Genomic DNA, 19777 nt, shown 5'->3' with positions numbered 1-19777 from the left:
CCAGTGGCCAGAACCCGCAGCGCCTAGCTGTCGCCGCCGCCACGCCCGCCCGACACGAAGCCGCCGATCAGTTCAAACAGGTCTACTGCGCCTTGGGTGAAGACGATCTCGCCGCCTTCGGCGATCATGTCATCATCGCCGCCCGCCTCGATCTCCACATAGGCCCCGCCCAGCAGGCCGGAGGCGGTGATCTTGGCGGTGGAATCGGCCGGGATCAGCACATCACGGCGCAGACGAAGCCTGACTTGCGCAAAATAGGTTTCGGTATCGAGATCAATCGCCGTCACCGAGCCGACCGGCACGCCGGACACGCGCACTTCTGCGCCGCGCGTCAGAGCGCCGATCTCGGAGAAACGCGCCGTCAGTTCATACCCGCCAGCGGACGGGTCAGAGTCGAGCCGTCCTTGCGCAAACACAAGGAACGCCGCCGCGACAACCAGCACGACGACGCCAACCAGTGTTTCGAGGACCGCTCCGCCGCGCATCAATCGCCTAGCCTTCCGGGTTCCAGCTTTCATAGTCCGCCGTCGAGCGCGCACGCGGGCGCGGATCGGCCAGCGAACCGGCCGGGCGGTAGGCATAGAGTGTGCCGGTCATGTTCGGCTTGTGGTCCAGCTCCCATTCGCGGCGCGGCAAAGGCGCATCGACAGGGGCCTCGGCAAAGGTGTGGTGCAGCCAGCCATGCCAGTCTGCCGGCACGCGCGAGGCATCGGCATAGCCATTATAGATCACCCAGCGGCGCGGCACGCCGTCGGCGCCGGAACCGCTCTTGCGCTCCTGGTAGTAGCGATTGCCGTAATCATCCTCGCCAACGAGCTTGCCGCCACGGCTAATCGTCCACAGCGCGCCCAGCGTCGCGCCATTCCACCAGGCAAACAGTCGTCCAATGAAGTCGAGCATGGCAGGTCCGCCCCTCGCGAAACATCAAATCAGGTGTGACGGTATATGCCTATCAAGCGCGCCTGCGTCCAGTGCGCGGGGCTGCATCCTCAAGGCGTGCGCAGGATTTTCTCCATCGCCTTGCCGCGCGCCAGCTCGTCCACCAGCTTGTCGAGATAGCGGATCTCGCGCATCAGCGGATGCTCCACCTCCTCCACGCGCACCCCGCACACGACGCCCTTCACCAGCTCACGCGCCGGATTCATGGAAGGGGCCTTGGCAAAGAAGATCTCGAAATCGGTCTTGTCATCAAGCACCGCGCGCAACCCCGGCGCGTCATAGCCCGTGAGCCAGAAGATGATCGCATCGACCTCTTCTTTCGTGCGCCCCTTGCGCTCCGCCTTATTGACGTAGTGCGGGTAAACGCTCGCAAAACTGGTGGTGAATATCCGGTGGTTTTCCATGTAGCTTTCCCTCGACCGTTCTACTCAGAGGGCTTTTCATAGCGAAGTTTGGATCGCTCCACTTTTACGCCGTCAATTTTGGTAACTTTCTGAACCCCGCTTTTGGGAACAGGAGGTATGACAAGATCATATCGGAAATACATAATATATTCTGGATCACTCTCATTCACTCCCCCAAAACTAAACGCAGCCTCCACCCAAGCTGGAATTTCGCCGTCCGGTTTGTAAAATCGGATTTTCCCCGATGTTATTGTCTGCGACGTTGACGGTCGCATCGGCGTTGAACAACCTGAATTAGGTCGGCCGATAGGTTGGTTCTTACCGCCGATCTCGAAAGTCCAAAGCTTGAATCCGATCTTTAAGTTTCGAGGAGAGCGATTCCTAATCGTGGTCGTCAAATGAATATCCACGCCATCAGAATGATACTCAATGCGCGCTGAGGCTCCCACTGGAATTAGATCGTATTCTTCCGCGTCGATCAGCGGGAGGGTCCGAGCGTTTTGCGAGGTGTTTTTGCTCACAAAAGGGCCAACGGTCTTTTTCCTGTTGGCCTGCGCTTTGGCTTTTCTCTTTTGCACGAAGGCAATCACTGCTGGCGCAGACATCAGATAGCTAGCATACAGCAAGCTATACAAAAGCAGCACCACGCCCAGCCAAAAAAGCGTGACCTTCAGCTCATAAGACATGGCATCTGGGGCGAACGTTCCGACCACGAACGTCGCCAGTCCAAATGTAAGCGAAAAGGAAAGGGGCAGTTTCACGGAGAACATCCACGGAAACTGCACCAGCGGAGAGTGATTGTGGAGTCCCTATGACGCACCTCCAGCCTTAGCGTGCTTGTGGCGGCACTAGTATCTCCGACGTTTTTCGACAGGGGATAACTATTTTCTGAAATAGCTGCAGGCCCCACCCCGTCCTTCGACTCACCTCCCCCGGAGGCGGTATCATTTGTAATGAGTGATTCGCGTCCGCTGCCCGAAAGCCTTCGGGCGCGGCGGGAAGGGCTGCCGCCCGCAGGGCGGCAAACAGGGAAGTGTCCGCGCCATGACGATCCAACACCGCCTGACCAAAGAAGGTGCCGATCCGCTGGCGGGGCTGGAGTTTGCCGACCATCTGGCGGGCAATGCTGACCCGGACGCGCTCACCCCCCATGCGGTGAAAATCAGCGCGCCTGCAGGCTGGCCCGAAAGCGCGGTGACGGCGCTGGGGCTTCTTACCGGGGCGGACGTTTCAGGGGGCATGCTGGACGGGCGCAAGGCGCTGGAAAGCACCGCCGCGTCGCTGGCCGCTCTGGCGGGCGTGAAACCTGACAGTATCGAGGCGGCAGAAATCCTCGCGAGCCTCGCCGCGCGCGAAGCCTGCCCTGCCCCGCATCTATGGCGCGGCGAGACGGAAGCCGACATGCCGCTGGAAACGCTGGCCAGCGGCCCGTTCGAGGCCGGCGCGCTGATCAGCATGATCAACACCGCCGCGATGGCGGGCGCGGCCAGCGATGTCGGCGCGCGCATCGTGCGCGACCGGCTGGAAGCGGTGGCGCTCGCCTGCATCAATTGTGATGGCAGCGAGGGCGAGTGCTTTGACCCGCGCCATAACCGCGCCCTTGCCCGCTCTGTGCGCGCCGCACGGCGCGACGGTGTGCCGGACGCGATGATCGAGCGCGCGATTGCCCGCGCCCGCCAGGGCATCGACACGATCGAGGATGGCGCGGGCTTCGTGCCCGACATGCCGGTCAATCCGGTGATCGAGATCGGCGCGAACCTGCTGACCGACACCGATCAGGGCGCGCGCGCTTTCTTGCGTGATCTCGCCGCGACGATCTGGACCCATGGCCAGCCCGCCTTGCGCTTTGACGATGCGGTTCTGCCCGAACCCGCCATCGTGCTCGACCTCTCTGCCTTTGCAGGCGATGACGCTGCGCTGGAACACGCCGCGGCGCTGTGGGGCCTCGTGGCGGACAAGGCCGAAGGCAGCCTGCTGCTCGCCGGGCTAGGCGCGGCGCTCGCGCTGGAAGGGCTTGCCTATGACAGCGATGAGGGCCGCGCCCGCGCCGCTGCGCTGGCGAGCCTCGTTCGTGAGACAAGTGCGGCTCCGGTCATCACCGGCCCCGTGCCCGCCGAAATCGCGGGCCATCTGGCGCTCGCCACGCACGGTATCGACCCGGCGGGCATCGCCAGCAACTCGCCCGCCGCGCGCAGCTTTGCGCAAACCCTGCTGGCGAAGCTGGATACAGACACGGCGACGGCCGCCCTCGCCCACGCCTTTGGCGCAGGCACGTTGTCGGGCCTTAATCCCGGCTGGCTGGGCGCGCTGAAAGAGGCGGGGCTGGACGCGAATGCTCTTGCCCGCATCGAGACGATGATCGCCGACGGCGCGCCGGTGCGCCACGCCTTCAACCGCTGGACGGTGGGCGACGAGATCGCCCAGCGCTGCGGGCTGAACCCGGAGCGGCTGGAGCAGGCCGGCACGCGCCTCCTGGAAGCGTTTGGCGTCTCCGCGCTGGAGATAGAGGCGGCAGAGCGCTGGGTGCATGGCACGGGCGAGCTGCACACCTGTGAGGCCCTGCCAGAGGCGTTTAGAGCCGCGCTGGCGCCCGTCACGCCCGAGGCCCGCCTTGCCATGGCCGCGGCGCTGGAAGGCGCTCTGGAGGCCCCTGCAGGCCTTGATCTGGTCCTGCCGGGCCACGCCACGATTGATGATGTTTCCGCGCTCATTCTTTCGGCCGCGCGTGAGGGCCTTAAAGCGATCCGCATCCGCCGCGAGGGCGAGGCGCTCTACGATCTGCTGGCCACGATCGAGTTTGACAGCGCCGACCGGGGCGAGCGCCCGGTCTTCACCGAGGAGCGCATTGTCGAGCGCGTGGTGGAGCGTCCGGTGGAGCGCGCGGCCAGCCGCCGCAAGCTGCCTGACCGCCGCAAAGGCTATATCCAGAAATCCACCGTGGGTGGCCACAAGGTCTATCTGCACACCGGCGAGTTTGAGGATGGCGAGCTCGGCGAGATCTTCATCGACATGCATAAGGAGGGCGCGGCCTTCCGCTCCCTGATGAACAATTTCGCCATCTCCATCTCCATCGGCCTGCAATACGGCGTGCCGCTGGAAGAATATGTCGACGCCTATGTGTTCACGCGGTTCGAGCCCGCCGGCCCGGTGGAAGGCAACGATTCCATCAAGCACGCGACCTCCATCCTCGACTATCTCTTCCGGGAGCTGGGCGTGTCGTATCTCGGCCGCGAGGACCTTGCCCAGACCGATGCGCGCAAATCCGATCCGGGCGGCATCGGTAATGGTGTGGCGAGCGAGAAGGTCATCACCGGTGAGGAGGCTTCACGCCTGATCTCCAAGGGCTTTTCACGCGGGCAGCTGCCCGACAATGTGGTAATGCTGGGCAGCCAGCCGCGCAAACCCAGCCCTGCGCCCGCCAGCGGATCAGGGCGCAAGGGCGATGCCTCGCCCGCTACCCTCCCCGAACCGGTCTATTCGGGCGAGCCTTGCCCCAAATGCGGACATTTCACGCTGGTTGAAGCGGGTACCGAGCTGAACTGCGAAGCCTGCGACTGGTCCGGCGCCCTGCCGGAGGGGTGATCCCCCTCAAACCGGCAGTTCGGTCGTGTTCTTGATCGCTTCCATCGCAAAGCTGGCGCTGACATCGGACAATGGCGCGATGGCGATCAGTTTCTTGTAGAACGCATCATAATCGGCAATCTCCGGCAGGGCGATCTTGATGAGATAGTCCACCTCACCGCTCATCCGGTAGAACTCGATGACTTCCGGCAGGCGCGCGACGCCTCTGGAGAAGCGTTCCAGCCAGTCGGCATCATGGCGGCTGGTTTTCACGAAGATGAAAAGCGTGGCGCGCAGGCCCAGCCCTTCCTGATCGATGAGGGCAACGCGCCCCCGGATCAGACCCGCCGCCTCCATGCGTTTGATGCGCCGGTTGACAGGCGTCGCGCTGAGGCCCACCGCATCGGCCAGCTCCTGCACGGTCTGGTCCGCATTGGCCTGCAACAGGCGCAAAATCTTCCGGTCGTGGTCGTCAAGCTGCATAGGCGCGGCCTTTCATGGTGATTTTCACTACTATACGCGAGAATACGCGCTGAAATAGGTCAAAAACACTCAGCAAGCCGTGATTTCCTGACAGCAAGAGGAGGAATCATGGCTGCGACAGACATTTCAGGCACCCGTAACGTGGACACGCTGCGCGAAGGGCTGTCCGCCCGGCATGGCATGATCCGTACGCCGTTCGGGGAGCGCCCGCTTGTCTATGCAGACTATACCGCCTCCGGCCGCCCGCACCGCGCGGTGGAAGACCAGATAGTTGCGCTCCATACCCTCCTCGCCAATCCGCATACTGAAGACAGTGCCACGGGCCGGGCCTCCAATGCCTGGCTGAAAGCGGCCGAAACCACCATCAAGCGCGCGGTGAATGCGTCGGAAGACGACGCGCTCATCCCGTGCGGCGCAGGCGCCACCGCCGCCATCCACAAGCTGCAGGAAATCCTCGGGATTGCCTGCCCACCCGCGAGCCTTGCCCGCATGGGCGATGCTGTCAGCGCCGCTCTGGGGCCAGAGGCGAAAGCGGCGCTGGACGCCCATCTTGCCGCCACGCGCCCCGTGGTCTTTGTCGGCCCCTACGAGCACCATTCAAACGAGCTGAGCTGGCGCGAAAGCATGGCCGAAGTGGTGCGGGTGAAGCTCTGCCGCGATGGCGGGATAGACTTTGCGGCGCTGGAAACCCTTCTGAAAGCCCCGCAATGGCAGGGCCGTATGCGCATTGGTGCGTTCTCGGCGGCCTCCAACGTCACCGGTATCATCACAGATGTGCGCCGTCTGGCGAAGCTCCTGCACGCGCATGACGCCATTCTGGCGCTCGATTGCGCGGCCAGCGCGCCCTACACGGCAATCGACATGCACCCCGCAGATGACCCCGATGCCGCCATCGATGCGGTGTCGTTCTCGCCGCACAAATTCGTCGGCGGGCCGGGATCATGCGGCGTGCTGGTGTTCAACACCGCGCTCTATCGCAATGACCTGCCCCCCACCTGCTGCGCGGGCGGCACGGTGCGCTATGTGTGGGATGGCGGGCATGACTTCCTCGATGATGTGGAAGCGCGCGAAAAGGCCGGCACACCGGGCCTGCCCCAGCTGGTACGCGCCGCACTGGCGCTGGAGCTGCGCGATGCGCTGGGGCTGGAACGCCTGCACGCAATCGAGCAGGACTATCTTAGACGCGCTTTCACGGCGTGGCAGGACTGTCCCGGCGTCGAGATTTTAGGCCCGCAAGACCCGTCCCGGCGGCTCGCCATCGTGTCGTTCAACTTGCGTGATCCGCGCGGCGGCTGGCTGCATCCGCGCTTCGTAACGACATTGCTGAGCGATCTGTTCGGTATTCAGGCACGGGCGGGTTGTGCCTGCGCCGGGCCGTACGCGCACGATCTGCTGGGTCTGGGCGAGGACGAGGCGATGGCCTATCGGCAGGCCGTCCTCTCCGGTCATGCGGGCCTGAGGCCGGGCTGGAGCCGGGTCAGCCTGCACTGGGCAATGGACGAGGCCGAGATCGGCTATCTCATTGACGCCATCGCCTTCCTGTCGGCTGAAGGCTGGAAGTTCCTCGACCTTTACAGCTTTGACGTATCCAGCGGCGCGTGGAGCTGGCGCGGGGCGGCACGCACGGATGCACGCGAGGCGCTCTGCGGCGAACGCAGTGATGATCGCAGCGCGCTGTTTGCCGCCCTGCTGGACGAAGCTGCTACGCGCGCCTGCGCCCTCTCGCCCTGCCCGGATGCCCGGCCCAGACTGCCTGAAGCGGTGGAGTCCTTGCGCCAGTTCTCCCTGCCGGTGGAGTAGGTTTCTCTTTCGTCGTCATCCCCACGCAGGCGGGGATCCATGCCTGAGAGTTTGCTTTTCCCTCGTCCTTCGAGACGTTCGCTTCGCTCACCCTCAGGATGAGGGAAAAGCGCACCTAAAGCCCTCATCCTGAGGGGCTTCGTCAGAAGCCGTCTCGAAGGACGAGGGCTTTAGACAGGGCCATGACAATGATGGGCCGCAGGGAAAGCCCCTACCCCTCATCCATGCCGAAATCGAAATTCGGGGCGGAGTGGGTGAGCGCACCGACCGAGATCACGTCGACGCCCGTCTCAGCAATCGCGCGGATGGTGGAAAGGGTGACGCCGCCGGACGCCTCCAAGGTGACCTTGCCCTTGGCGGCTTTCACGGCAGCCTTCATGTCATCCAGCGGGAAATTGTCGAGCAGCACGCTCTCTGCGCCCGCTGCCAGCGCGTCATCGAGCTGGTCCAGCCGGTCAATCTCGACGGCCACCCGTGTCATATGCCCGGCATGGGCTTTCGCGCGCCGGACAGCCTCGCCGACGCTGCCCGCAACCGCCACGTGATTGTCCTTAATGAGGATAGCATCATCGAGCCCGAAGCGATGGCTCGCCCCGCCGCCAGCGCGTACCGCGCTGAGTTCCAGCGCGCGAAGGGTCGGCGTGGTCTTGCGGGTGTGGGCGATTGTCACGCCGGTGCCCTTCACCGCCTCGACATACAGCCTCGTCAGCGTGGCGATACCGCTAAGGCGCCCGAGGAAGTTCAATGCTGTACGCTCGGCGATCAGGATGGCGCGGACAGAACCTTCCACCGCCAGCACCACATCGCCTGCGGCCAACCTGTCGCCATCCTTCGCGCGCCAAAAGGTCTTCAGCGTGGGGTCGCACTGGCGGAAGACTTCAGCTGCCACCGCCTGGCCTGACAGCACGCCCTCGCCCCGCGACGCAATCACGAACGCGGCATGGGCGTGGGCGGGGATCACCGCCTCGCTGGTCACATCGCCGCGCCCGCCCAGATCCTCGGCCAGCGCGCGGGCGACGATGTCGGTGAGGTAGGAGCTGTTCATTCGGCAGGCTCCGCCAGCGGGGAAATGTGAGAATTCACGGCGCGCGCTTCTGCGAGCGTCAGGCGGGTATGCGTGGCCGTCGCGGCGGTGGCGGGATGGTCGCAGCGGAAATGTCCGCCCCGGCTCTCGGTGCGGGTCAACGCCCCGGCCGCCACAAAACGCGCAGCGACCAGCGCATCGGCTTCGCCGTGAGCTGCTTCCAGCGTGTCGATAAGATCAAGCAGGCGGGCCAGCCCCGCCGCCTCGCGCTCCACGCCTGCCTGCATCGCCATGGCGGCGCGCAAGGTACCAAGCGCCTCAGCGGGCAATGACGGGGCAGGATCGGCCTCCAGCGGCGTCAGCGCGCGCTGGGAGGCGTTCTTCAGCGCCTCTGCCGCCCGCCGCCCGAACACCAGCCCTTCCAGCAGGGAGTTCGAGGCCAGCCGGTTCGCGCCATGCACGCCGGTGGAGGCGCACTCGCCCACGGCCCACAGGCCCGGCACGCCGGTAAAGCCTTCGGTGTCCGTCGCCACGCCACCCATGTGATAATGCGCGGCAGGCGCGACCGGGATCGGCTGCACACGCGGATCAATGCCCGCCGCCCTGCAGGCGGCAAACACGGCCGGGAAGCGCTCCGGAAATTCCCCGCCTACCGCCGCGCGGGCATCGAGATACGCGCCCCGCCCGGTCTTCACCTGACGATGGACGGCGCGGGCCACCACATCGCGCGGGGCGAGCTCTGCTTGCGAGTGAACGCCGCGCAGGAAGCGATGGCCTTTCGCATCGATAAGGGTTGCCCCCTCACCGCGCAGGGCCTCAGTGGCGAGCGGTGCCGGATCGCGGCCCACATCGATGGCCGTGGGGTGGAACTGGACAAATTCCGGGTCCTGAATGACTGCGCCGAGCCGCGCTGCCCAGCTGAGCGCCTGACCCTGGCTGCTGGCGGGCGTCGTCGTCACGCCATAGAGCCCGCACAAACTGCCCGTCGCCAGCACCACATCGCTCGCCAGAAGGTCGTGGCGCGCGCCGCTCGCATCAGAGGCGATCACGCCTGCACAGCCGCCGTGTTCATCAGGGATCAGGCCGGCTGCACGCCAGCCCTCGCGGATCTCGATATGGGGCGCGGCCTGAACGGCCCGGATCAAAGCGGCGAGTATGCACGCCCCGGCCTGATCGCCCTTCACCCGCGCCACGCGGGCGCGCGAATGGGCGGCTTCGCGCGACAATGCCCAGCCGCCGTCTGCCTCGCGCTCGAACGGCGCGCCGAGCGCATAAAGTGCCTCGATCTCAGCAGGTCCGGCTTCGGCCAGAAGGCGCGCTGCCGCCTCATCGACCAGCCCGGCGCCAGCGGCAATCGTGTCGCGCGCATGCAAGGACGGGCTGTCATCGGCCCCCAGCGCTGCGGCCACCCCGCCCTGCGCCCAGCCGGTGGAGCAGCCCTCGCCCAGCTTCGCGCCCGTCAGCAGGATCACCCGGCGCGGCGCGGCATGCAGCACGGTCCACAAGCCCGCTATGCCAGCGCCGACGATGATGAGGGGGTGGTTCACTTCAAAGCCTTTAATCCGCGTTTCACCGGGATGAGCCGGTGCCCAGCTTTTTCTGGGTCCCGGCGTTCGCCGGGAAAACGAGAAACGAGTGACTAAACGCTCACATAGGGGATCGAGACGGCAGGCTTGCTGGTATCGAAGGCAGGCGGCTTGCCGAGCGAAGGCAGCGCCAGCATCGCGTCCACGCTGGCCTTCGCGCGCTCCGCGATCAGCGGGTCCACGTGGACTTCATGCTTCATGTCGCGCAGCGCCTCATAGATGCCTTTAAGCGTGATGCGCTTCATGTGCGGGCAGAGATTACAGGGCTTTACGAAGTTCACGCCCGGATTTTCCACCGCCACATTATCGCTCATCGAGCACTCGGTGATGAGGATGGCCGTTTGCGGCTGGTGATCCTTCACATAGGCCGCCATCGCGCCGGTGGAGCCCGCAAAATCAGCCGCTTTCAGCACGTCCGGCGGGCACTCGGGGTGGGTGATGATCATGGCTTCGGGGTGGGCGGCGCGCAGGGCCTCGATATCCTCCACCGTGAACTGCTCATGCACCTCGCAGGAGCCTTTCCAGGTGAGGATGCGGATATCGGTCTGGCTCGCGACATTCTTGGCGAGATATTCGTCCGGAATGAGGATGACCGTATCGGTATTCCACTCCTCCGCGATGGCTTCGACCACCTGCACGGCGTTCGACGAAGTGCAGCAGATATCGGAATATGCCTTCACCTCGGCCGAGGTGTTCACATAGGTGACGATGGGATAGTCGGGATAAGCCTCTCGGATGGCGCGCACGTTCGCGCCGGTGATGGAGGCAGCCAGCGAACAGCCCGCGCGCTCATCGGGGATCAGCACGGTCTTTTCCGGCGAGAGGATTTTCGCCGTCTCGGCCATGAAATGCACGCCCGCCTGCACGATCACGCGGGCCTCGGTTTTCGCCGCTTCCTGCGCGAGTTTGAGCGAGTCCCCCATGATATCGCCCACCGTGTGGAAGATGTCGGCGGTCATGTAGTTATGGGCGAGGATGACAGCATCGCGCTCGATTTTCAGCCGGTTGATCGCGTCGATCAGCGGCGCATGCAGCGGCCACTCCATTGGGGTCACCACCGATTTCACCTTCTCATAGAGGTGATCGGTGCGCGCCTTCACGCCCGCATCATAGACCAGCGCATCGGCTTCGGGCCATGGATTATCAAGGGCTTGCATGCGGGTCGGATCGTGCCGGTCCATCGCGTCTCATCCTCTCCCTGCCCTCTTTTGCTCATTTTGAGCATTATGAGGGGCCAGAAAATCGGCGGGCCGTTTACCGGTCTCGCCGTTATGCTCTTAGTGAGCCTAAGGTGGGATGTTTCTACGCCCGCACAAGAGGGGATGCAAGACAGTTTTCTTACACCCCATCGTGAGAAGCGCGGGTACGCCTATCTCACGCGGGCATAGCGCAGCAGTACGACGTCCTTTTTCATCGGCCGGGCTTCCAGCAGGGAGAGCTTTCGTCGGCCTGCCCATTGCTTGAACAGCGGCACACCCTCTCCCAGCAATAGCGGCGCAATGCCGATGCGGTACTCGTCAAACAGATCCGCCTCGATCAGCGGACGGGCCAGGTCCGCACTGCCGAAAAGATAGAGGTCCTTGCCGCCTTCGGCCTTCAGCCGCGTGATCTCCGCCACCGGGTCGGTGTTGAACATTGTCACGTTGGACCAGTCGGAGTGCTCCACCGTGCGCGAGAAAACATATTTCGGCAGCGTGTTCATGAAGTAGGCGACATTGGCCTCCGGCCCGTCCGCCGCTGCCGGCCAGTGGCTCGCCATCAGATCATGGGTGCGCCGTCCGAACACCATGGCGCCCATCGCCTCGCCCTGCTGCATGGAGAGCGCCTCCATATCCTCGCTCCAGGCATCGGCCATCCACGAAATATCATGGCCCGGCCCTTCAAACCGGCCATCGAGGCCCATCAGATTCCACATGATCAGCTTGCGCATGGGCGCTGTCCTCACGCCGCACGGGCGAGTTCGCCAGCCAGATTGTCGAGCGAAGCGCCATAGCCGTGGCGATAGCCGTCGGCCATGCCGGGCACAAACTCTGTCACCTGGCAGGTCACGATCTGGCGGGTGCCCTTGCCGTCTGCAGCCAGCGAGACGCTGACCAGCGCCGCACACATCGGTTTTCCGTCCTCGCTGATGGTTTCGGCCAAGACGATACGCTCGTTCTGGACGATATCGAGATAGAGGACTTCGGCCTGAAACCGCAGATCGCCCTTCGCACCGCAGCGGGCGAGATCACGCCCGCCAACGCGAAAGTCTGACGTCTCATAGCGTAGTTCATGGTCCGGGCCGGGCACCGCCCAGCGGCTCATCGCCTCGCTATCCGCCCAGGCCGCGAATACCTGCTCCGGCGTTGCATCATAGCTGCGGTCGAACCGCACCGTGTCGTGGGAAAGGGTCATGGTCACACCTCCAAACCAATTGCATTTATCAACCGGTTGCAGCATGCTTCGAACCACATCAGATATGCAAGTGGTTTTTAAGGAGAATTGCAGGTCATGGCCGACGCGCCCCGTTCGGGCTGTCCGATCAATCTGTCCGTGGAGGTGTTCGGCGACCGCTGGAGCCTGCTCATCCTGCGCGACATGATCTTTGGCGGGCGCAGGCATTTCCTCGACCTGATGAAGAACCAGGAAGGCATCTCGACCAATATTCTCGGAGACCGGCTCAAACGCCTTGTGGCGCTCGGCATGCTGACAGCCGCGCCTGACCCCACCCACCGCCAGCGCATGATCTATTCGCTCACCGAACAGGCCATCCAGCTCATACCCATCATGGCGCATCTGGGCGCGTGGGGGCGCCGGCATCTGCCCGTCACCCCTGCCCTTTCGATCCGCGCACAATTGCTGGAGGAAGGCGGCCCGCCCATGTGGGAGGACTTCATGGAGGATCTGCGCTTCGAGCACCTCCGCCAGCCGCGCAAAGACCCGTCACGCCCATGGGTGCGCGACCGCCTGCAGGCCGCCTATGAGGCGATAGCGGGCGAGGGGTGACACCGCCTGATCTGCGGCTTGATTGCGGGCGCGGGCGCGCCTAGGTTCGCGCGCAATTTCCACCCCCGCCGGAACCCGCGCCATGGCCGAGCAAAAAGCCCCGTCCTTTCAGGACCTGATCCTGACGCTCCAGCAATATTGGGCAAGGCAGGGCTGCGCCATTCTCCAGCCGTATGATACCGAGGTTGGCGCAGGCACGCTGCACCCGGCCACCACGCTGCGCTCGCTGGGGCCGAAGCCGTGGCGGGCCGCCTATGTGCAGCCCTCGCGCCGTCCGGGCGACGGGCGCTATGGCGAGAACCCCAATAGGCTGCAGCACTATTACCAGTTCCAGGTGCTCTTGAAGCCCTGCCCGGCCGATATTCAGGACCTGTATCTCGGCTCGCTGGATGCGCTGGGCATCGACCGGCGCTTACACGATGTACGCTTTGTGGAAGATGACTGGGAAAACCCGACCGTGGGTGCCTGGGGCCTTGGCTGGGAGGTCTGGTGCGACGGGATGGAGGTCAGCCAGTTCACCTACTTCCAGCAGGTCGGCGGGCTCGATGTGGAGCTGGTCTCCGGCGAGCTGACCTACGGTCTGGAACGCCTCGCCATGTATGTGCAGGGCGTGGAGAATGTCTACGACCTCGATTTCAACGGGGCCGAGGGGGAAAACCGCCTGACCTACGGCGATGTATTCCTGGAGAACGAGCGCCAGCACTCGGCCTTCAATTTCGAGCATGCCGATGTCGACATGCTGATCGAATGGTTCAAGGGCGCGGAGAAGCAGTGCATGGCGCTGCTGAACCTGCCGAAGCCTTTGCCCCTGCCCGCCTATGACTGGTGCCTGAAAGCCTCCCATCTCTTCAACCTCGTCGATGCGCGCGGCGCGATTTCGGTGGCTGAACGGGCGAGCTGGATTGCGCGGGTACGTGAGCTCGCCAAGGGCTGCGCCAGCGCCTGGGTGGAACAGCAGAAACGCGAGGCCGCGTGATGGTGAACCGCAATTTCTCTTTTGTTCCTAATTCGCTGCTGGTGTCGCTGGAAGGCTCGAACGGAAAGGTTTGGCGCGTAAGGGCCGAAGGCAAAGCATACCCCGGCGACACCAAACAACCGTGTCTCGGCGGCGACGCTAAATTAGAAATCCTCGATGGAATCGATCCGCACGTCGCGGTTTTAAAAGGTAAAATTTCGATTGGTTTGCCTTTAGCCGCTATGACAGAGGCAGCAGCTTGGTCTCTGATTTCAAACGCACTGCGCTCAGGAAGCGCCCCAGAACTTCAGATGCGGGTTTTACCAGATTTCTATTCTGAATTGGAATCTGAAGTGTCTTCTATCAAGACATGGTCATGGGACGTTGCAGCGTTTGGAGAAGACGATGACTGACCTCATCGTCTGGCACGGCCCCAATACCCGCTCCACCGGTACGGTCTGGCTGGTGGAGGAGCTGGGCGTGTCTTACGAGCTGCGTAAAGTCGACGTGTTCGGCGGGGAAACGCGCGAGGCGGAATTCCTGAAAATCAATCCGGCCGGCAAGGTTCCCGCCATCCGCCACAAGGGCAAGACGCTGACCGAGATGGCCGCAATCTCGCTCTATCTGTGCGATGAATTTCCGGGTGCGGGCCTCGCCCCTGCCATCAATGATCCGCTGCGCGCCGATTATCTCTACTGGAGCGTATTCCGCCCCGGCGTGCTGGAACCGGCCATCGTGACAAAGGCGCAAAACCTCGATGTTGATCCGCGCACGGTCGGCTGGGGCGAGTGGGAGACGGTCATCACGCTGATCGAGACCGCGCTGGAGGACGGCCCCTATCTGCTGGGAGAGCGCTTCTCGGCTGCCGATATTCTCATTGGCGGCGCGCTCGGCTGGCTCAAACACTTCAAGCTGATGCCGGATAATCCGCGCATTGACGACTACATCACCCGCCTGCACGCGCGGCCCGCCTATGCCCGCATGCAGGCCAGCAACCAGTAAGAACCGGACGCGTTTTACCTTGGCCCAGCTACTCATCGAACTCTTCTGCGAGGAAATCCCGGCCCGCATGCAGGCGCGGGCCGAAGAAGACCTTGCCCGGCTGATGGGCGAGGCGTTCAAGGCGGCGGGCCTTGGCGTTGAGAGCCTTCAGACCTTCTCCGGCCCGCGCCGCATTGGTCTCGTCGCGGAAGGGGTCCCTGCCCGCACGGCGGATGTCAGCGAGGAGCGCAAAGGCCCGCGCGTTGGCTCGCCCGATAAGGCGGTTGAAGGCTTCCTGCGCGGGGCGGGGCTGGAAAGCCTCGATCAGTGCCGCATCGACAGCACCCCCAAGGGTGATTTCTATGTCGCTGTCATCGAGAAGCCGGGCCGCGATGCCGGCGCGGTGATTGCCGAGGCGCTGGAAGCGGCGATCCGCAACTTCCCCTGGCCAAAATCGATGAAGTTTGGCGAAGGCGAGCGGGCCCAGCGCTGGGTGCGCCCCCTGCACCGCATCATCTGCCTGCTGGACGGCGCGGTCGTGCCGGTAAGCGTCTTCGGTATCGAGGCGTCAAACCTCACCGAAGGCCACCGCATCCATTCGAAGGGTGAACGCGTCTTCGCGGTGAAGGACCATGCCGATTACGCTGCACGCTTGCGCGATAATGGCGTGGTGCTGACGCGCGCCGAGCGCTCCGCCATCATCCTTGAGGGGGCAAAGCGCGTCTGCGCGCAGGCCGGCCTTGAGCTGATCGAGGATGAGGGCCTGCTTGCCGAAGTGACGGGCCTTGCCGAATGGCCGGTCGCGGTGCTGGGCGAGATCGACCCTGCCTTCCTCGACCTGCCCGCCGAAGTCATCGCGCTGACCATGAAGGTGCACCAGAAATACTTCGCGGTGCGTGATCCCAAGACCGGCAAAATCGCCCCCAAATTTGTAAAAATCGCCAATCAGGACGCGACAGATGGCGGACATGCGATTGCCCATGGCGCGGCCCGCGTGGTCTCCGCGCGCCTGTCTGATGCCCGCCATTTCTGGGATCTCGACCGCAAGCGCGGCCTCGACGCGATGGCGGGTGAACTCTCCAAGGTCACCTTCCACGAAAAGCTCGGCACGCTGGCCGACAAGGTGGAGCGCGTCGCTGCGCTCGCGCGCGAACTGGCCCCGGCTGTGGGCGCAGACCCGGAGCTGGCATACCGCGCGGCGAAGCTCGCCAAGGCCGATCTCGTCAGCCAGATGGTCTATGAATTCCCCGAGCTTCAGGGCGTGATGGGGCGCTATTATGCGCTGGCGGCGGGTGAACCGGCGGAGATCGCCGACGCCATCCGCGATCACTACAAGCCGCAAGGCCCGTCAGACGCGGTGCCGACAGCGCCGGTCAGCGCAGCGGTCGCGCTCGCCGACAAGCTCGATACGCTGGTTGGCTTCTGGGCGATAGACGAAAAACCCACCGGCTCGAAAGACCCGTTCGCCCTGCGGCGCGCGGCGCTGGGGGTTATTCGGATACTTGAAGCGGGCGGGTATCGTCTTCCGCTCTTGCAAGCCTTAAGCGGCATGAAGTCAATCGAGCAGTTGTTGAAGGCGGTCCGTTCGGATCAAGTGGCTGTGAACGCTCGGCTTGAGCGAGCGAAAGACCTCCTCTCGTTCTTCGCCGACCGCCTTAAGGTCCACCTCCGCGATGAGGGCGTACGCCACGACGTGATCGATGCGGTATTCGCGCGCAATGATGACGACCTGGTACGGGTCACGAACAAGTCGCGGGCGCTACAGGCGTTTCTGGAGACCGATGACGGGTCTGCGCTGCTGGCTGCTTACAAACGGGTACAGAACATTCTCTCTGCCGAGGAGAAGAAGGGCTTCAACTCGGTTGCATACACCTCTGAAATACTGAGAGAAATTCCTGATCCGGATGATAATCTGTCGTGGTCGAACGAAGCTATGGACGCCGCCCTGCTTGCAGCCATCGCCAAGACGGCCGACACGCCGCAAGAGAGCGTCCTTGTAAGTGAAATCCAGACCGCAAGCACCGATGCGGCGAAGGCACTCCAGGCAGAAAACTTTGAAGGGGCGATGCGGGCGCTGGCCTCTTTGCGTGCGCCGGTTGATGCCTTCTTCGAGGCGGTTACGGTGAATGCGGACGATCCCATGTTGCGGCGCAACAGACTTGTTCTATTGTCGCGCATCTGCGCGGCGGTGAGGGCTGTGGCAGATTTTGACAGGCTGGAAGGCTAGGCAGGCGCCCGGCACATCACATGACCGCCCCAGCGCGGCGGACCTTAGGAAGAGCGAGTACACTGGCGATGACGAAATGGGTTTATGCCTTTGGTGGCGGCGCAGCCGATGCGATGACCGGCGATGCCCGCGCGCTTTTGGGGGGCAAGGGCGCAAACCTTGCCGAGATGGCGCGCCTTGGCCTGCCCGTCCCGCCGGGCTTCACCCTGACCACCGAGGTTTGCACCGCGTTTTACGCCAATGACCGCGCCTATCCGGCCGAGCTGGAAGGCCAGGTGGAAGCCGCCCTCGCCAGCCTGGAGAAGAAGGTCGGCAAGACGTTTGGCGATCCCGCCAATCCACTGCTGGTGTCGGTGCGTTCGGGCGCCCGCGCCTCCATGCCGGGCATGATGGATACGGTCCTCAATCTGGGCCTGAATGACGAGACGGCAGAGGGGCTGGCCAAGCTCTCCGGTGACCGCCGCTTCGCGCTCGACAGCTATCGCCGCTTCATCACCATGTATTCGGACGTGGTCTTAGGCGTCTCCCATAGCGAGTTTGAGGAGATCCTTGAGCGCTACAAGGAAGAGAACGACCTGCAGCTTGATACCGAGATCACGGCAGAGGGCTGGGAAGAGATCATCGCCGACTACAAGGCGGCCGTGCAATCGGCGCTGGGCGAACCCTTCCCCGCCGATCCGCGCGACCAGCTCTGGGGCGCTGTTGGAGCGGTGTTCGGTTCGTGGATGAATGACCGGGCCATCACCTACCGGCGCATGTATGACATCCCCGCCAGCTGGGGCACGGCTGTCAACGTGCAGGCCATGGTGTTCGGCAATATGGGCGACAGCTCGGCCACGGGTGTTGCGTTCACCCGCGATCCTTCAACCGGCGAGCGCGGCTATTACGGCGAGTTCCTGATCAATGCGCAAGGCGAGGACGTGGTGGCGGGCATCCGCACACCGCAATGCCTGACCAAGACCATGCGCGAGAAGATGGGCGACACCCAAGCCTCCATGGAGGAGGCCCTGCCGGAAGTCTATGGCGAGCTGGCAAAGGTGTTCGACTCGCTGGAGCGCCACTATCGCGACATGCAGGACATCGAATTCACCGTCGAGATGGGCCGGCTCTGGATGCTGCAGACCCGCAACGGCAAGCGCACCGCGCGCGCGGCGCTGAAAATCGCCTGCGACATGGTCGACGACGGCCTGATTACGCAGGAAGAGGCCGTGCTGCGCGTGGACCCGTCTGCGCTGGACCAGCTGCTCCACCCGACCATCGCCGAGGATTACCAGCGCGACGTGATCGCCAAGGGCCTGCCCGCCTCTCCGGGTGCGGCATCGGGCCGGGCGGTGTTTGATTCCGATGAAGCCGAACACCGCGCCAGCCTTGGCGAGAAGGTGATCCTGGTACGCGTGGAAACATCGCCTGAAGACATTCACGGCATGCACGCAGCCCAGGCCATCGTGACGGCGCGCGGCGGCATGACCAGCCACGCCGCGGTTGTCGCGCGCGGCATGGGCCGGCCTTGCGTCTCCGGCGCGGGCGAAATCCGCATCGATGCGGGCAAGAAGCAGTTTACCGCGCGCGGGCGCACCATCACCGATGGCGACATCATCACGGTCGATGGCGCTACCGGCGAAGTGCTGTTCGGCGAAGCCAAGATGATCAAGCCGGAGCTGACCGGTGATTTTGGCAAGCTGATGGGCTGGGCGGACGCGGCGCGGCGCATGAAGGTGCGCACCAATGCCGAAACGCCTGCCGATGTGCAGACGGCCAAGGAGTTCGGCGCCGAAGGCATCGGGCTTTGCCGCACCGAGCACATGTTCTTTGATGCCGACCGCATCGCCGCTGTGCGCGAGATGATCCTGTCGGAAGATCAGGACGGGCGCATCAATGCGCTGGCCAAGATCCTGCCCATGCAGCGCGATGATTTTGCGCAAATCTTCCGCATCATGGAGGAGCGCCCCTGCACGATCCGCCTGCTCGACCCGCCTCTGCACGAATTCCTTCCCCATAATGAGGAAGACGTGAAAGCGGTCTCCGAAGCGACCGGCCTGCCCGCCGACGCGCTGATGGAGCGCGCACGGGCGCTCGCCGAAACCAATCCGATGCTTGGCCATCGCGGCTGCCGGCTCGGCATCACCTTCCCTGAAATCTACGAGATGCAGGCGCGCGCCATCTTCGAGGCGCAGGCGCTGGTGGAGAAGGAAACCGGCTTCAAACCCGTGGCCGAAGTGATGATCCCGCTGGTTGCGACCGCCAGGGAGCTGGAAATCCTCAAAGTACGCGTGGCGGCCGTGGCCCGCGATGTGGAGCGCGAATCTGGCGTAGCGCCGGTGTATCTTATCGGCACCATGATCGAACTTCCGCGCGCGGCCCTGCGTGCGGGCGACATAGCGGAATTTGCCGAATTCTTCTCGTTCGGCACGAATGACTTGACCCAGACCACGTTCGGCCTGTCTCGCGACGATGCCGGCAAGTTTCTGGGCGCTTATCTCGAAGCACAGATTTTCGAGCGCGATCCGTTTGTAACAATCGACCAGGATGGTGTTGGCGACCTTATCCGCATCGCCGTGGAGCGCGGACGGGCCGCCCGGCCGGAGCTAAAGCTCGGAATTTGCGGGGAACATGGCGGTGACCCGGCCTCGATTCGGTTCTGCGAGTCGGTCGGCCTCGATTACGTCTCGTGTTCACCTTATCGTGTACCGATTGCCCGTCTGGCGGCGGCGCAGGCGGCATTGAAGGCCAAGTAAGACTAGCCTGCACTTTGCCTGAACTTTCCGATTACTGAAGTTGGGCGGAATTGTGGCTATAGTTAACAGCCAGTGCAGCGCTGTTGACCTTGCATGC

17 protein-coding genes and 1 pseudogene are annotated in these 19777 nt (G+C 63.8%); 8 read left to right on the top strand and 10 right to left on the bottom strand.

The genetic code is table 11. The features are described from left to right. Positions 1-23: 23 nt before the first annotated feature. From mlaD to ACQ5ID_RS06405, 4 genes are all read right to left on the bottom strand, one after another. Positions 24-485, bottom strand: coding sequence for an outer membrane lipid asymmetry maintenance protein MlaD (mlaD, locus tag ACQ5ID_RS06420; protein ID WP_429911627.1), 462 nt, complete (start codon positions 483-485; stop codon positions 24-26). A 7-nt stretch (positions 486-492) separates the two neighbouring features. Further along, on the bottom strand, positions 493-900 hold the full coding sequence (locus ACQ5ID_RS06415) for an NADH:ubiquinone oxidoreductase subunit NDUFA12 (protein WP_127567446.1): 408 nt from the start codon (positions 898-900) through the stop codon (positions 493-495). Between the two features lie 89 nt (positions 901-989). Continuing rightward, positions 990-1343: a DUF2200 domain-containing protein gene (locus ACQ5ID_RS06410; RefSeq protein WP_429911626.1), complete on the bottom strand. Its 354-nt coding sequence runs from the start codon at positions 1341-1343 to the stop codon at positions 990-992. 20 nt (positions 1344-1363) lie between these two features. Beyond that, positions 1364-2104 (bottom strand): hypothetical protein, encoded by a 741-nt coding sequence (locus ACQ5ID_RS06405; RefSeq protein WP_429911625.1) that lies wholly within the window; start codon positions 2102-2104, stop codon positions 1364-1366. A 2083-nt stretch (positions 2105-4187) separates the two neighbouring features. On the opposite strand from ACQ5ID_RS06405, the pseudogene ACQ5ID_RS06400 reads away from it, so the two are divergent. Continuing rightward, a pseudogene (locus ACQ5ID_RS06400) lies at positions 4188-4925 on the top strand (hypothetical protein); the annotation flags it as partial. A gap of 6 nt (positions 4926-4931) precedes the next feature. Here ACQ5ID_RS06400 and ACQ5ID_RS06395 read toward each other — a convergent pair. Next, complete coding sequence (locus tag ACQ5ID_RS06395; protein WP_429911624.1) at positions 4932-5387, bottom strand: Lrp/AsnC family transcriptional regulator; 456 nt, start codon at positions 5385-5387, stop codon at positions 4932-4934. A gap of 108 nt (positions 5388-5495) precedes the next feature. Between ACQ5ID_RS06395 and ACQ5ID_RS06390 the strand changes: the two genes are divergently transcribed. Next, positions 5496-7187 carry an aminotransferase class V-fold PLP-dependent enzyme gene (locus tag ACQ5ID_RS06390; RefSeq protein WP_429911623.1) on the top strand — a complete coding sequence of 564 codons (1692 nt, stop codon included), beginning with the start codon at positions 5496-5498 and terminating at the stop codon, positions 7185-7187. Positions 7188-7398: 211 nt separating this feature from the next. On the opposite strand, the gene nadC is transcribed toward ACQ5ID_RS06390, so the two are convergent. The 5 genes from nadC to ACQ5ID_RS06365 all read right to left on the bottom strand — a co-directional run bounded on the left by nadC (position 7399) and on the right by ACQ5ID_RS06365 (position 12191). Next, the gene (gene nadC, locus ACQ5ID_RS06385; RefSeq protein WP_429911622.1) at positions 7399-8232 is read right to left on the bottom strand and encodes a carboxylating nicotinate-nucleotide diphosphorylase; all 834 of its coding nucleotides are present in this window, start codon (positions 8230-8232) and stop codon (positions 7399-7401) included. Continuing rightward, complete coding sequence (locus ACQ5ID_RS06380; protein WP_429911621.1) at positions 8229-9758, bottom strand: L-aspartate oxidase; 1530 nt, start codon at positions 9756-9758, stop codon at positions 8229-8231. The genes nadC and ACQ5ID_RS06380 overlap by 4 nt, the downstream gene beginning before the upstream one ends. Before the next feature lie 92 nt (positions 9759-9850). Then, on the bottom strand, positions 9851-10978 hold the full coding sequence (nadA, locus tag ACQ5ID_RS06375) for a quinolinate synthase NadA (protein WP_429911620.1): 1128 nt from the start codon (positions 10976-10978) through the stop codon (positions 9851-9853). 188 nt (positions 10979-11166) lie between these two features. After that, positions 11167-11727, bottom strand: coding sequence for a dihydrofolate reductase family protein (locus ACQ5ID_RS06370; protein WP_429911619.1), 561 nt, complete (start codon positions 11725-11727; stop codon positions 11167-11169). Between the two features lie 11 nt (positions 11728-11738). Beyond that, on the bottom strand, positions 11739-12191 hold the full coding sequence (locus tag ACQ5ID_RS06365) for an SRPBCC domain-containing protein (protein WP_429911618.1): 453 nt from the start codon (positions 12189-12191) through the stop codon (positions 11739-11741). A gap of 96 nt (positions 12192-12287) precedes the next feature. Here ACQ5ID_RS06365 and ACQ5ID_RS06360 point away from each other — a divergent pair, with 96 nt between their 5' ends. The 6 genes from ACQ5ID_RS06360 to ppdK all read left to right on the top strand — a co-directional run bounded on the left by ACQ5ID_RS06360 (position 12288) and on the right by ppdK (position 19680). After that, on the top strand, positions 12288-12782 hold the full coding sequence (locus tag ACQ5ID_RS06360) for a winged helix-turn-helix transcriptional regulator (protein WP_429911617.1): 495 nt from the start codon (positions 12288-12290) through the stop codon (positions 12780-12782). A gap of 82 nt (positions 12783-12864) precedes the next feature. Continuing rightward, positions 12865-13758 (top strand): glycine--tRNA ligase subunit alpha, encoded by an 894-nt coding sequence (locus tag ACQ5ID_RS06355; protein WP_429911616.1) that lies wholly within the window; start codon positions 12865-12867, stop codon positions 13756-13758. Further along, positions 13758-14150: a hypothetical protein gene (locus tag ACQ5ID_RS06350; protein WP_429911615.1), complete on the top strand. Its 393-nt coding sequence runs from the start codon at positions 13758-13760 to the stop codon at positions 14148-14150. Before ACQ5ID_RS06355 ends, ACQ5ID_RS06350 begins: the two co-directional genes overlap by 1 nt. After that, positions 14143-14739 carry a glutathione S-transferase family protein gene (locus ACQ5ID_RS06345; RefSeq protein WP_429911614.1) on the top strand — a complete coding sequence of 199 codons (597 nt, stop codon included), beginning with the start codon at positions 14143-14145 and terminating at the stop codon, positions 14737-14739. Before ACQ5ID_RS06350 ends, ACQ5ID_RS06345 begins: the two co-directional genes overlap by 8 nt. Positions 14740-14758: 19 nt before the next feature. After that, a complete protein-coding gene (gene glyS, locus ACQ5ID_RS06340; protein WP_429911613.1) occupies positions 14759-16945 on the top strand; it encodes a glycine--tRNA ligase subunit beta in 2187 nt (728 codons plus the stop codon). A 68-nt stretch (positions 16946-17013) separates the two neighbouring features. After that, on the top strand, positions 17014-19680 hold the full coding sequence (gene ppdK / locus ACQ5ID_RS06335; protein WP_429911612.1) for a pyruvate, phosphate dikinase: 2667 nt from the start codon (positions 17014-17016) through the stop codon (positions 19678-19680). Positions 19681-19777: the final 97 nt, after the last annotated feature.

The sequence above is a fragment of the Glycocaulis sp. genome (genome assembly GCF_050485565.1).
In the GTDB taxonomy this organism is placed as follows: domain Bacteria; phylum Pseudomonadota; class Alphaproteobacteria; order Caulobacterales; family Maricaulaceae; genus Glycocaulis.
The sequence above is the reverse complement of the archived record's forward strand: the minus strand, read 5'-3'. Positions and strand labels throughout refer to the sequence as shown.